Raw genomic sequence first — 13,207 nt, forward strand, 5'->3', positions numbered from 1 at the left:
GCGACGGCGGAGGCGAGGGCCTCGGGGCCGCCGCCACCGGCGATCAGGAAACCGGCGAGCGAGGAGTCGCCCGCGCCCACATTGCTGCGTACGGTGTCGACGCGCGCGCTGCCGAACCAGGTGCCGGAGCCGTTGACGAGGAGTTGCCCGTCGGCGCCGAGGCTGGCGAGGACGGCGCCCGCGCCGAGTTCGCGCAGTTCCTCGGCGGCCTTCACGGCGTCGCCGATGGTGGCCAGCGGGCGGCCGACCGCCTCGGACAGTTCCTCGGCGTTCGGCTTGACGACGTCGGGCCGTTCGCGGAGGGCGGCGAGGAGGGCCGGGCCCGAGGTGTCCAGGGCGATCCGGGCGCCCGCCTCGTGCGTACGGGCGACGAGGTCGGCGTACCAGGAGGGCGCGAGGCCGCGCGGCAGGCTGCCGCAGCAGGCGATCCAGTCGGCGTCGGCCGACTGGCGGCGTACCACCTCCAGGAGCAACTCCTGTTCGGCGGCGGAGAGTTCCGGCCCGGGCGCGTTGATCTTCGTCAGGACGCCGTCCGACTCGGCGAGCGCGATGTTGGAGCGGGTGGCCCCGGTGATCGGGACCGGCGCGACCTCGATGCCCTGGGCGGCGAGCAGGTCGGCGACGAGGGCGCCGGGCGCGCCGCCCAGCGGCAGCACGGCCACCGTGCGCTGTCCGGCGGCGGCGACGGCCCGCGAGACGTTGACGCCCTTGCCGCCCGGGTCCATGCGTTCGCCGGTGGCCCGGATGACCTCGCCCCGGTCGAGCGACGGCACCTCGTACGTACGGTCGAGGGACGGGTTGGGCGTGACGGTGAGGATCATGCGCGCACCACTTCCGTGCCGCCGCCGTGCTCCAGGCCGGTGGCGTCCTCGGGGCTCAGCCCGCTGTCGGTGATCAGCAGGTCCACGTCGTCCAGGTCACCGAACCGGGCGAAGTGCTCCTGGCCATGCTTCGTCGAGTCGGCGAGGAGCACCACTCGGCGGGCGGCCTCCACGGCGGCCCGCTTCACGGCGGCCTCGGCGAGGTCGGGCGTGGTCAGCCCGCGCTCGGCGGAGAACCCGTTGGCGGCCAGGAACAGGACGTCGGCGCGGATCTCGCCGTACGCCCGCAGGGCCCAGGCGTCGACGGCGGCGCGTGTACGGTGCCGGACGCGTCCGCCGACGAGGTGCAGCTGGATGCCGGGGTGGTCGGCGAGGCGGGCCGCGATCGGGAGGCTGTGCGTGACGACGGTGAGCGTCGCCTCCGGCGGGATGGCGGCGGCGAGGCGCGCGACCGTCGAGCCGGCGTCGAGGATCACGGTGCCCTCGGTCGGCAGCTCGGCGAGGGCGGCCTTGGCGATGCGGTCCTTCTCGTCGGCGTAGGTCGACTCGCGCTCGGTGAGGTCCTGCTCGAAGTCGAGCCGGCCGGCCGGTATGGCACCGCCGTGCACACGCCGCAGGAGGCCCGCGCGGTCCAGAGCCTTCAGGTCCCGCCGGATGGTCTCCGCGGTGACCTGGAACTGCTCGGCGAGGGACAGCACGTCCACCCGCCCGCCGTCACGGGCGAGCCGCAGGATCTCCTGCTGCCGCTCCGGTGCGTACATGTCCGTTTACCTCCGACCGGCATCTTCCGGATGCCCGAACTTGTGGATTCGCTCGGAGGCTACGCCCGGATTTCCGAAAAGTAAACACATTCGGGCGCGATCAGGCGCGATCGGGCGCGATACGGACACAAGCAGGCTTCCGCAGGGCCCGTGCGGGCGCGGATACGCGCAAGGGAAGGCTAGGGAAAGCAAGGGAACGCAAGGGAAAGGGCCCGGCACCTGAGGTACCGGGCCCTGCTCCACCGTTCTCGCTCAGCCGACGAGGACCTTCTCCTGCTCGCCGTCCTCCTCCGCCGCCGCGTCGTGCACGTCCGTCACCACGGGCCGGGCCGGCAGCGCGAACATCACCAGGAAGATCGCGCCCATCAGCCCGGCCACCCACCCGAGCGCGTTCTGGAACGCGTCCACGAACTCCGGACCCACCTCGTTCGCGGTGAGACGGTCGCCCATCGTGCCGAAGAACACCACCGCCACCAGCCCGAGCCCGAGCGCGTTGCCCATCTGCTGCACGGTGCTGATCAGGCCGGACGCCGACCCGGCGTGCTCCTTCGGCACCTCCGACAGCACCACGTCGGTCAGCGGGGCGACGATCAGGCCCATACCGGCGCCCATGACCACCAGCGGGAGCGCCATCTGCCAGGAGGCGATGTCCAGGCCGTACCGTCCGGACTCCCAGATGTAGATCAGTACGCCGGCGCCCATCACCAGCGCGCCCGCCTGGAGCACCTTGCGGCCGAAGCGCGGGACCAGCTTCTGCACGGACATCCCGGCCGCCACCGACACCGCGATCGAGAAGGGCACCCCGGTCAGCCCGGCGCGCAGCGCGCTCCAGCCGAGCCCGATCTGCATGTACAGCGTCCACACCAGGAAGAAGATGCCCAGGCCGACCCCGAAGACGGTCTGCACGGCGATGCCGGCGGCGAAGCTCTTCACCCGGAACAGCGACAGCTCGATCAGCGGCGAACCGTCGATCCGCGTCTTGCGCCTCTCGTACGCCACCAGCGCGCCGAGGACACCGAGCGAGCCCGCCATCGACAGGTACCCCCACAGCGGCCAGCCCAGCTCGCGCCCGCGTGTCAGCGGGTAGAGCAGCATCAGCAGGCCCAGCGTCACCAGGGCGACACCGACGAGGTCCAGTTTCATGGCCTTCGGGGCCTTCGACTCGGTGATGAAGCGGCGGCCCAGGATCAGTGCCGCGATACCGACCGGCAGGTTGATCAGGAAGATCGGCCGCCAGCCGAGGCCGAACAGGTCCCACTCCGTGAGCAGCGCGCCCAGCAGCGGACCGGTCACCGCGCCCAGGCCGACCACCGCGCCGAAGAGTCCGAACACCTTGCCGCGCTCGTGCGCCGGGAAGGTCGCGTGGACGATCGACAGGACCTGCGGCACCATCATCGCCGCCATCCCGCCCTGGAGGATGCGGGAGGCGACCAGCATCTCCGGGTTGGCGGCGAAGCCGCAGAGGGCTGAGGCGAGGGTGAAGCCGCCGACGCCGAGGAGGAACAGCCGCTTGCGGCCGTGGATGTCGCCGAGCCGCCCGCCGGTGATGAGACCGGCGGCGAAGGCGAGCGCGTATCCGGCGGTGATCCACTGGATCTGGCTGAAGGAGGCGCCGTCCTCGCGCTCGATCGACGGGAGCGCGACATTGACGATCGTGACGTCGACGAGGTCCATGAAGGCCGCGGTCATCACGATGGCGAGGGCGAACCAGCGCCGCCGGTCCGCTGCCACAGGGAGATCTGTTGGTGTCTCGGTGGAGGTCATGCACTCAAGCTACGGCCCCATTAGGTCAGATTGTGTCCTAGTGGTGCGGCATCCTCGTTTTCATGACGACGGACACACCGGCCCGGCTCCTCCAGCTCCTCTCCCTCCTCCAGACGCCCCGCGAGTGGCCCGGCGGCGAGCTCTCCGACCGGCTCGGGGTGTCCCGGCGCACGGTGCGGCGGGACATCGACCGGCTGCGTGAACTCGGCTATCCCGTGCAGGCGACCAAGGGTTCCGACGGCGGGTACCGGCTGGTCGCGGGCAAGGCGATGCCGCCGCTGGTGCTCGACGACGAGGAGGCGGTGGCGATCGCGGTGGGGCTGCGGGCGGGCGCCGGGCACGCGGTCGAGGGGCTGGACGAGGCCTCCGTACGGGCGCTGGCCAAGCTGGAGCAGGTCCTGCCGTCCCGGCTGCGCCGCCGCGTCTCCACCCTTCAGGCCGCGACCACCCCGCTGACCAGTGGCGACGGCGCGGTCATCGCACCCGAGACGCTGACCGTGATGGCCTCGGCGGTGGCCGGCCAGGAGCGGCTGCGGTTCGCCTACCGCGCCAAGGACGGCACCCCGTCCAAGCGTCTGACCGAACCCCACCGGCTCGTGTCGACCGGGCACCGCTGGTATCTCGTCGCCTACGACGTCGACCGCGCCGACTGGCGCACCTTCCGCGTCGACCGGGTCGCCGACCCCTTCCCCACGGGCGCCCGCTTCGCCCCGCGCGAGCTGCCGACCGGCGACGCTGCGGAGTATCTGCGCCGCTCGATGCACGCACGGCAGGAGGCCTACGAGTTCGAGGTGACGTTCGCCGCCCCGGCCGAGCGGGTCGCCGCCCGCGTCCCGGCCTGGCTGGGCACCCCCGAGCCGCTCGACGAGCACAGTTGCCGTATCCGTTCCTCGGCCGGCGGGTCGGTGGAGTGGCTGGTGGTGCGGCTCGCGATGGTCGACTGCGAGTTCACGGTCCAGGAGCCGCCCGAACTGGTAGAGCACGTACGGGAGTTGGGCGCCCGAATGACCCGGGCGGCGGGCACCTGACCGGCCCGGCCACGGGCGCCGTACCGGTCGCTGTCAGCCCCGCCACCGGCGCCATACCGGTCCCTGTCAGCCCCGCCACCAGCGCCATACCGGTCCCTGCCCCCGGCCAGGGGCGCCTGAGCGCGGTCCCTGTCGGCCCGGCCCGCAGGGACCCCGCGAGCGCACACAGGAGCCCGCGCGGGAACGCCCGGGAACGCCCGGGAACGCGTACCGGATTGTCCGTCACCCCCAGAGGTTCGCGCCACTCCGCACGGTCATCGGCCTGTGCCCCTGTGACACAATCTGCCATTCGGCGGGCCACCCCGGGGTTCAGGTCCGGGGTGCCCCGCCCTCGGCCGGGCCCTCCGGGACATAAGGGAGCCGGGCCCCGGCACCTGGGGGGGGTTAGGTACCGAAGCCCGGCTCGGGGAGAGCCCCGACGCGGGGGGGGTTGCGTCGGGACTCGGCTCAGGGGGTCCGAGGCGTCTCCGCCCGGACCCGAAGTCCTGGGCCCTGAGGTCTTGTGCCCCGGACCCGGCGGTTTGAAGCAGCCTCGCACCGCTATCTTTGCGCGGGCTTCCGCCACCCCGCGCACGCGACCGCCAACAGTCGTACGCCCCCCGGCGCACGAGGCGCTCGAACGCGCCCCCGTCCACCGGGGCGCGTACGGTCCGCCGTACCCCGAGGGACACGACGAACCGCCATGTCCGGCCCCCTGCCGGGCCTTCGGCCCGATGGACCGCACACCCGGCGGGGCGGGGCTACGACAGGTCGCCCTAGGCCGCCGCGTCGAACCCGGTGTCCCGGGCCAGCTTCTTCAGTTCCAGCAGGGCGTGCTTCTCGATCTGCCGGATCCGCTCACGGGTGAGCCCGTGCTCCTTGCCGACCTCGGTCAGCGTCCGCTCCCGGCCGTCGTCGATGCCGTACCGCATCTTGATGATCGAGGCGGTGCGCTGGTCCAGGCGGCCGATCAGGTCGTCCAGTTCCTCGCTGCGCAGCAGGGTCAGCACGGACTGCTCCGGCGACACCGCCGACGTGTCCTCCAGGAGGTCGCCGAACTGGGTCTCGCCGTCGTCGTCCACCGGCATGTTCAGCGAGACCGGGTCGCGCGCCCAGTCCAGGACGTCGACCACGCGCTCCGGTGTCGTGTCCAGCTCGGCGGCGATCTCCGCGGGTTCCGGGTCCCGGCCGTTCTTGCGGTTGAACTCGCGCTGGACGCGCCGGATCCGGCCCAGTTCCTCGACCAGATGGACGGGGAGGCGGATCGTGCGCGACTGGTCGGCTATGGACCGGGTGATGGCCTGCCGGATCCACCAGGTGGCGTACGTAGAGAACTTGAAGCCCTTGCGGTAGTCGAACTTCTCCACCGCTCGCACCAGGCCCGCGTTGCCCTCCTGGATCAGGTCGAGGAGGGGCAGCCCACTGCGGGGGTAGCGGCGCGCCACCGCGACGACCAGCCGCAGGTTGGAGCGGATGAAGATGTCCTTGGCCCGCTCGCTCTCGGCGACCAGCGCCTCCAGCTCCGCGACGGTCGCCTCGGCCTCCGCCTCCGCCTCGCCGTCGAGGATCTGGCGCGCGAACACACCGGCCTCGATGGTCTGCGACAGCTCGACCTCCTTGGCGGCGTCGAGCAGCGGGGTCCTGGCTATCTCGTCCAAGTACATGCCGACCAGGTCGCGGTCGGCGATCTCGCCGCCATGGGCGCGAACACTGCGTGCGCCGCCGACGGTCCCGCCGGTGGCGGACGACGTACGACGGGCGACGGCACGGGTTGCCATGCTTGCTCCCTTGCGAGTGGAGGTCCCCCCTCGAGCGAAGTCGAGAGTGGGGGAGGGCCAGCGGTTGGTCCTGAGATGTCTCTGTTGGCTACTGAACGCTCAGCACACTCCTCGCGTGCCCGGCATTCGAAGGAAACAACGACTGGAAACGGGACAGAATTCCCAACCTGTCCCCCTGTTTTTCTGATCTTGCAGTACCCTGTCCCGCCGCAAAGGAGGTCCGATGCCGTCGGAACGTACAGAAGTGCAGGTCAGGCCGGGGGTCGAGGATGACCTCGCAGCCCTCACCGAGCTCTACAACCACTACGTGAGGGAGACACCCACAACTTTCGACACCGAACCCTTCACGCCCGATGAGCGCCGTTCCTGGCTGCTCTCCTACCGTGAAGACGGGCCGCACCGCCTGATGGTTGCCGCGGATGTGGACTCACAGCGAATTCTGGGGTATGCCACGTCCGGCCCCCACCGTCCGAAGCCGGCCTACGGCACCACCGTGGAGGTCACCGTCTATCTCGCCCCGGACGCGGGCGGGCGCGGTGTCGGCACCCTGCTCTACGAGGCTCTCTTCGAGGCCCTGGCCGGTGAGGACGTCCATCGCGCCCTGGCCGGGGTCGTGCCGCCGAACGAGGCGTCCGTGCGGCTGCACGAACGCTTCGGGTTCCGGTACGTCGGCACGTTTCACGAGTTGGGCCGCAAGTTCGGCCGCTACTGGGATGTGGCCTGGTACGAGAAGGAACTCAAGGAACTCCAGTAGCTAGTAGGCAGCTCAAGGAACTCCGAGTCCTTCCGGTTGCCGCACTCCTGTCCGAAGGGGTGCGGCGGCCGGCCCGGAGGTCAGCCGAACTGCACCGACCGCTTGGCCAGCCCCATCCAGAAGCCGTCGATGACCGACTTCTGGGACTCCAGCTCGCCGGCCGCGTCGGCGGCGCCCATCGTCACGAAGAGCGGGGCGAAGTGCTCGGTGCGCGGGTGGGCGTACCGGCCGGCGGGGGCCTTGTCCAGGAAGTCCAGCAGGCCGTCCACGTCCCGTGCCTCCAGCGCCCGGTGGCCCCAGTCGTCGAACTCCTGCGACCAGGTCGGCACACCGGGGCCGGTGTGCCGCAGGGCGGCCAGGTTGTGGGTGAAGAAGCCCGAACCCACGATCAGCACCCCCTCATCACGGAGAGGGGCCAGCCTGCGCCCGATGTCCATGAGTTTCACCGGGTCGAGGGTCGGCATGGAGATCTGGAGGACAGGGATGTCCGCCTCGGGGAACATCTCCACCAGCGGGACGTAAGCGCCGTGGTCGAGGCCGCGGTCGGGGATGTCCTGGACGGGCATGCCGGGGGCCCGCAGCAGTTTGCGAACGGACTCGGCGAGTTCGGGGGCGCCCGGGGCGGCGTACTCGACCTGGTAGTAGTGCTCGGGGAAGCCCCAGAAGTCGTAGACGAGGGGGATCGTTGCGGTGGTGCCGAGCGCGAGCGGGGCCTCCTCCCAGTGGGCGGAGACCATGAGGATCGACTTGGGGCGGGGCAGACCGGCCGACCAGGCGGCGAGCTGGCCGGGCCAGACCGGGTCGTCCGCCAGCGGAGGGGCACCGTGACTGAGGTACAGCGCGGGCACGCGCTCCTGGGTGGCGGCGGACATGACGGCCACTTCCTTCCCGGGTCTTTACCGCTTCTGCTTCAAGTCTGCATCTTGAAACCTCAAGCTTCTCGATACCGAACATACATCGTTTTGGTTTAAAATTCAAGGACGGGGAACGTAGAGTGGAGTACATGAACACGGCATCCGCACCGGACGAGGAGTCCCGCTGGCTCACCGACGAGGAGCAGCGCACCTGGCGTGCCTACATGCACGCCGTCACCCTCCTCGAGGACCATCTCGACCGCCAGCTCCAGCGTGACGCGGGCATGCCGCACGTCTACTACGGCCTGCTGGTCGGTCTCGGCGAGCAGGCGGACGGGCGGCTGCGCATGACCGAGCTGGCCATGAAGGCGAAGATCACCCGTTCCCGGCTCTCGCACGCCATCGCCCGGCTGGAGAAGAACGGCTGGGTGCGCCGCGAGGACTGTCCCTCGGACAAGCGCGGCCAGTTCGCGGTCCTGACCGACCAGGGCCAGGAGGTGCTGCGGCGCACCGCGCCCGGCCATGTGGGCGCCGTACGGCAGGCCCTGTTCGACCGGATCACCGACGAGCAGCGCAAGACTCTCCAGGACGTCATGGAGATCGTCGCCGACGGCCTCCAGCCGAAGGACGCGAACGCGGATCTGCCCTGGCTCCGCTGAGCGGAACCAGGGCAGATCCTGGAGTCGTACGTCACGAGGCGTCCCCACCCCGCGTGACGTACGAAGTGGCCCGAAGGGGTATGCCGCGAAGGGGTGAGAAGGGGACGGGAGCGGGGGTCAGTGGGCGACCACCGGAACCTTCAGGTCCTCCTCGGCGCCCTCGCCGCCGACCGCACTCATGTCCGGGCGACCGGCGTTGATGAGGGTGAACGCGATACCGGCGGCGACGACCAGGATGCCGACCGCGAACCAGATGGCGTTGGTGTAACCCTTGACCATGCCCTCCAGCTGAACGAGCTGCTGCTGGGAGCGGGTGGCCGCGCCGCCGATGTGGTCGGCGATGTACGACGTGGTCGCCGAGGCGGCGATCGTGTTCAGCAGGGCCGTGCCGATCGCGCCGCCCACCTGCTGCGAGGTGTTGACCATCGCGGAGGCGACACCGGCGTCACGCGCCTGGACGCCCAGCGTGGCCAGGGACATGGCCGGCATGAACGCCGAACCCATGCCGAGGCCGAGCAGCAGCATGGCCGGCAGGAGCAGCGCCGCGTACGAGGAGCCGATCTCCATCTGGGTCAGCAGGAGCATGCCGAGCGCGGCGACCAGGAAGCCGGGGCCCATCAGCAGCCGCGCCGGGACGCGGGTCATCAGCCGGGCGCCGATCTGCGTGGAGCCCGTGATCATGCCCACGATCATCGGCAGGAAGGCGAAGCCGGTCTTGACCGGCGAGTAGCCCTTCACGACCTGGAGGTAGTAGGTCAGGAAGAGGAACAGGCCGAACATCGCGATGATCGCGAGGCCGAGCGAGAGGTAGACACCGCCGCGGTTGCGCTCGGTGAGGACGCGCAGGGGCAGCAGCGGGGCCTTGACCTTGGACTCGACGAACACGAAGGTCGCCAGCAGCACCGCCGAGGCGACGAACAGGCCGATCGTCAGGGAGTCGCCCCAGCCCTCGGACTCGGCCCGCGTGAAGCCGTAGACGAGGGAGACCAGACCCAGGGTGGACAGGACGACACCCGGGATGTCGAGCGGCGAGCGGTTGCGGCCACCGGCCGGCTCACGGATGACGAAGTACGCGCCGAGCGCGGCGACGATCGCGAACGGGATGTTCACGAAGAACGTCCAGCGCCAGTCCAGGTACTCGGTGAGGAAGCCGCCGAGGATGAGACCCACGGCGCCGCCGCCACCGGCGATCGCGCCGTAGATGCCGAACGCCTTGGCGCGTTCCTTGGCGTCGGTGAACGTCACCGCGAGCAGGGAGAGCGCGGCGGGCGCGAGCAGTGCGCCGAAGACGCCCTGGAGGGCGCGGGAGCCGAGCAGCATCGCCTCGTTCTGCGCGGCGCCGCCGAGGGCGGAGGCGCCGGCGAAGCCGATCAGACCGGTGACGAAGGTGTTCTTGCGGCCCCAGATGTCGGCGATCCGGCCGCCGAAGAGCAGCAGTCCGCCGAAGGCGAGGGCGTAGGCCGTGATGACCCACTGGCGGTTGCCGTCCGATATCCCCAGGTCGTGCTGGGCGGAGGGCAGGGCGATGTTCACGATGGTCGCGTCGAGGACGACCATGAGCTGGGCGAGCGCGATGAACGTGAGCGCCTTCCAGCGGTTGGAGTCGGGAGCCGGCGCCTTGGTGGCGGCAGCCTTGGCTGTTTCGGACATGGAGATACCCACTTCGGGACTTCGGGTGAAAAGGAGAAGTAAGGAAGAGCGAACGAACGTGTGTGGTGACTCGGGTGGTGACTCGGGTGGTGCTCTGAACTAATCGGTCAGGGCAGATCGGTCACGATCTGCGCAGGTCCTCCATCGTCGCGGCCTTGCCGGGCAGTACGGAGCGGGCCGGGGCCCGCAGGCCGTCCAGGAACAACTGCAGGTGCCGGTGGACGAAGCGGTCCATGCTCATGCACGCCGTGCCCGCCGGAGGGCGGCTGAGCTGGGACACGACGACCATCACGTCGCCCACCCCCACGTCGGTGCGGAGCTGTCCGGCCGCCTTGGCGCGGTCCATGATCTCCTCGATGAGCTGTTCGACCCGCTCCCGCGCGGTCTCCAGATCCGGGTGGTGCTGGTCGAAAGTGCTGGACATCATCGGGCAGAGCGCGCTGATCCGCTCGTCGGCGGCGACGTGCACGAAGCGCGACAGCGCCTCGAACGCGTCACCGGTCTCGGCGAGCGCGGACTCGGCCGCCCCGGACGTGCGGTCCATGACCGAGCAGACGACCTCCCGGACCAGGGCTTCCCGGTCCGGGAAGTTGCGGTACACCGTGGCGTTGCCGACGCCGGCCCGGCGGGCGATCTCGTCGAGCGGCACATCGGCGCCGAACTCGACGAACATCTCGCGGGCGGCGGTGACGATCCGCTCCCGGTTGCGCAGGGCGTCGGCGCGGGGCCGGGCCACCTTCTGCACGGGGATCGCGGTCTGCACGGCGTACTCCTTCATGAACGGGGGGGTTGCGATCCGGGGGATCGTTCCCCGTTTCGCTCGGACACCTGACTAAACGGGGAATCGATCCCCGGTTATTTCCCGTACCGGAAGAGATTTGATGTGACCTGGGTCATATCAAGATGCCCGGTTCGATCCGGCCGTTCAATCCGGCCGGACAACCACGATCGGTCTCCTCCAGCGCGCGCCCGCGCCCACCTCGACACAGGGTGATCGGAAGGGTGCAGTCCGAGACCGGCGGCTGCCATGGCGCGAAGGGTCCGTGCATGCAGCAGCCGACCAGCCGTCGTCGGATACGCCCGCCGGGCCCTCTGCGCCCCCGCCGGGCGGCGGTCCTCGTGGCCGTGGCCGCGCTGACCCTCGCGGTCAGTACATCAGCGGGCAGCGGGAATCTCACCCGGAATTCCCCGACGGCCGCGGGCTCGGTCCCACTGGCCCGCACCTCCCCGCTCGGCCCCTGCGCGATCCGTGGCGGCCTCGGCGTCCAGATGTCCGAGGGTCTGCCCACCCCGGGCGGCTACTCCCGCTCCACCGGTACCGTCCGCGCGCTGAACCTGATGGTCGACTTCTCCGACGCCCCCGGCCAGGGCAGCGCCCTCGACCGGCTCGCGGAGTTCTTCCCCAAGACCCGGGACTGGTTCACCACCAGTTCGTACGGCCGCCTCGACTACCGCCCCGAGGCCCCGATCCCCGGCTGGCTGCGGATGCCGCGCTCCTTCCACTCGTACGGCATAGAACGCGGCGCGCCCTTCGACCCCGGCTACCGCAAGCTGGTCCACGACATCGTGGCCGCCGCCGACCCGATGGTCGACTTCCGCTCGTACGACCTGCTGAACGTGCTGGTCACCCCGAACGCGGGCCCGTCCGCCCTGGACACCGTCCTGTCCGTCACCTTCGCCGGCAACCGTGAGGCGCCGGTCGCGGACGGGGTGCCGGTCGCCAACGCGTCCTTCGTCTACTCCCGCCAGGACGACGGCTCCGGTTCCTACGACACCACGGGCTACCGGGTCCTCCCGCACGAGAACGGCCATGTGTTCGGGCTGCCCGACCTGTACACGCGGCAGGGCGGGGGCGCGGTCGGCCACTGGGACATCATGAGCGAGGACTGGGGGGCCAACAACGACCTCCTCGGCTGGCACAAGTGGAAGCTCGGCTGGCTGGACCCCTCGCAGGTCACCTGTGCGATGTCGGCCGGGGCGACGGAGTACACGCTCACCCCGCTGGCCCGTCCCGGCGGCGCGAAACTCATCTTCGTGCCCCTGACCTCCCGTACGGGATACGCCGTGGAACTGCGTACGCGCGAGGGCAACGACGAGACGGTGTGCCGGCCGGGCGTGCTGATCTACCGGGTCGACGCCAACGTCGACACCGGCCGTGGCCCGGTCACGGTCTACGACTCCCACCGGGGCAGCGGCGGCTGCACACGCAGCCCGAACGTCCACGCGGAGCTGTCCGACGCGCCCTTCGCACCGGGCGAGACCTTCAAGGACCCCGGGCGGGGCGTCCAGGTCGCCGTGACGAGCGCGGACCTCGACGGGAACTACCGGGTGACGGTCACCCGGCGGTGAGGACGGGGTGAGGACGGCAAGGGCCGGGGGCTGGTACGGGCATTACGGTGTGCCCATGGTCGCCCCCGCCACGAATGTCCCCCCGGTCCTGGACGGCCCGGTGCCCGCCGAGGCCGTCGCACCGCTGATGCGCGGCATCGCCGTGCTGCGGCGACTGACCGAGGCGGGCGGCACGCTGAACCTGAGCGGGCTCGAACGCGCGACCGGCCTGGCCCGTTCCACGGTCGACCGGATCACGGCGACGCTCGCCCGCATGGGGTACGTCCGTCTCGACGGCCGGGACGCGGTTCTCACCCCTCGGCTGATGGAACTCGGCAACGCCTATCTGGCCGCCCTCCGGCTGCCCGCCCTGCTCGACGCGCACGCGGACGCGCTCGCCGACGAGCTGGACGAGTCGGTGTCGCTGGCGGTCGGCGACCGGGACGGCATCCGCTTCATCCACCAGGCGACCCGCCGCCGCGCGATGTCCCTCAGCTTCCGCATCGGCGACCTCCTCCCGGCCGAACGCACGGCCCCCGGCCCACTGTTCGCCACGGAGTGGACCCCCGAGGACTGGCACCACTGGCACGAACGCAGAGCGGCGGACCCGACGGACCTGGGCTTCCCAGCGGTGCCGCCCAGGACGACGGGCCTGGGCGGCACCGCTGGGAAGCCCCGGTCCGTCGGCTCCGCCGCGCTGCGTTCGTGCGAGTGGTGCCAGTCACCGGGGGTCCACGGCGTGGCGAACAGTGGGCCGGGGGCCGTGCGTTCGGCCGGGAGGCGGTCGCCGCTGCGGAAGCTGAGGGCCGTCGCGCGGCGGCGGGTCGGCGG

12 protein-coding genes are annotated in these 13,207 nt (G+C 70.9%); 5 read left to right on the forward strand and 7 right to left on the reverse strand.

The genetic code is table 11. The features are described 5' to 3' along the window. The 3 genes from pfkB to AOK08_RS24265 form a co-directional block, all read right to left on the reverse strand. The coding region (gene pfkB, locus AOK08_RS24255) for a 1-phosphofructokinase (RefSeq protein ID WP_055529763.1) at positions 1 to 821 on the reverse strand (821 nt) is incomplete at its 3' end. Then, complete coding sequence (locus AOK08_RS24260) at positions 818 to 1,582, reverse strand: DeoR/GlpR family DNA-binding transcription regulator (RefSeq protein ID WP_055529765.1); 765 nt, start codon at positions 1,580 to 1,582, stop codon at positions 818 to 820. The genes AOK08_RS24260 and pfkB, both read right to left, overlap by 4 nt. Positions 1,583 to 1,834: 252 nt before the next feature. Next, positions 1,835 to 3,346: an MFS transporter gene (locus tag AOK08_RS24265; protein ID WP_055529767.1), complete on the reverse strand. Its 1,512-nt coding sequence runs from the start codon at positions 3,344 to 3,346 to the stop codon at positions 1,835 to 1,837. A 62-nt stretch (positions 3,347 to 3,408) separates the two neighbouring features. Here AOK08_RS24265 and AOK08_RS24270 point away from each other — a divergent pair, with 62 nt between their 5' ends. After that, entirely contained in the window at positions 3,409 to 4,374 is a 966-nt protein-coding gene (locus AOK08_RS24270) for a helix-turn-helix transcriptional regulator (RefSeq protein WP_055529769.1), read from the forward strand. Between the two features lie 755 nt (positions 4,375 to 5,129). Here AOK08_RS24270 and AOK08_RS24275 read toward each other — a convergent pair. Further along, positions 5,130 to 6,131, reverse strand: coding sequence for a sigma-70 family RNA polymerase sigma factor (locus tag AOK08_RS24275; protein WP_055529771.1), 1,002 nt, complete (start codon positions 6,129 to 6,131; stop codon positions 5,130 to 5,132). A gap of 223 nt (positions 6,132 to 6,354) precedes the next feature. Between AOK08_RS24275 and AOK08_RS24280 the strand changes: the two genes are divergently transcribed. Next, positions 6,355 to 6,885, forward strand: coding sequence for a GNAT family N-acetyltransferase (locus AOK08_RS24280; protein ID WP_055529773.1), 531 nt, complete (start codon positions 6,355 to 6,357; stop codon positions 6,883 to 6,885). Positions 6,886 to 6,965: 80 nt separating this feature from the next. Here the strand turns inward: AOK08_RS24280 and AOK08_RS24285 are convergent, their stop codons facing one another. Beyond that, the gene (locus AOK08_RS24285) at positions 6,966 to 7,757 is read right to left on the reverse strand and encodes a DODA-type extradiol aromatic ring-opening family dioxygenase (RefSeq protein ID WP_055529776.1); all 792 of its coding nucleotides are present in this window, start codon (positions 7,755 to 7,757) and stop codon (positions 6,966 to 6,968) included. A 131-nt stretch (positions 7,758 to 7,888) separates the two neighbouring features. On the opposite strand from AOK08_RS24285, the gene AOK08_RS24290 reads away from it, so the two are divergent. Beyond that, positions 7,889 to 8,398, forward strand: a complete 510-nt coding sequence (locus AOK08_RS24290) for a MarR family winged helix-turn-helix transcriptional regulator (protein ID WP_055529783.1) — start codon at positions 7,889 to 7,891, stop codon at positions 8,396 to 8,398. A gap of 117 nt (positions 8,399 to 8,515) precedes the next feature. Here the strand turns inward: AOK08_RS24290 and AOK08_RS24295 are convergent, their stop codons facing one another. Together AOK08_RS24295 and AOK08_RS24300 are read right to left on the reverse strand one after the other, a co-directional pair. Continuing rightward, a complete protein-coding gene (locus AOK08_RS24295) occupies positions 8,516 to 10,048 on the reverse strand; it encodes an MFS transporter (RefSeq protein WP_055529785.1) in 1,533 nt (510 codons plus the stop codon). Positions 10,049 to 10,169: 121 nt separating this feature from the next. Beyond that, positions 10,170 to 10,811, reverse strand: a complete 642-nt coding sequence (locus tag AOK08_RS24300) for a TetR/AcrR family transcriptional regulator (RefSeq protein WP_198539364.1) — start codon at positions 10,809 to 10,811, stop codon at positions 10,170 to 10,172. Between the two features lie 284 nt (positions 10,812 to 11,095). On the opposite strand from AOK08_RS24300, the gene AOK08_RS24305 reads away from it, so the two are divergent. Then, the gene (locus AOK08_RS24305) at positions 11,096 to 12,397 is read left to right on the forward strand and encodes a M6 family metalloprotease domain-containing protein (RefSeq protein ID WP_055529781.1); all 1,302 of its coding nucleotides are present in this window, start codon (positions 11,096 to 11,098) and stop codon (positions 12,395 to 12,397) included. 55 nt (positions 12,398 to 12,452) lie between these two features. Beyond that, on the forward strand, positions 12,453 to 13,207 hold a 755-nt coding region (locus AOK08_RS24310), incomplete at its 3' end, for a helix-turn-helix domain-containing protein (protein WP_241827071.1).

Origin of the sequence: Streptomyces graminilatus (assembly GCF_001418565.1) — a bacterium.
In the GTDB taxonomy this organism is placed as follows: Bacteria; Actinomycetota; Actinomycetes; order Streptomycetales; family Streptomycetaceae; genus Streptomyces; species Streptomyces graminilatus.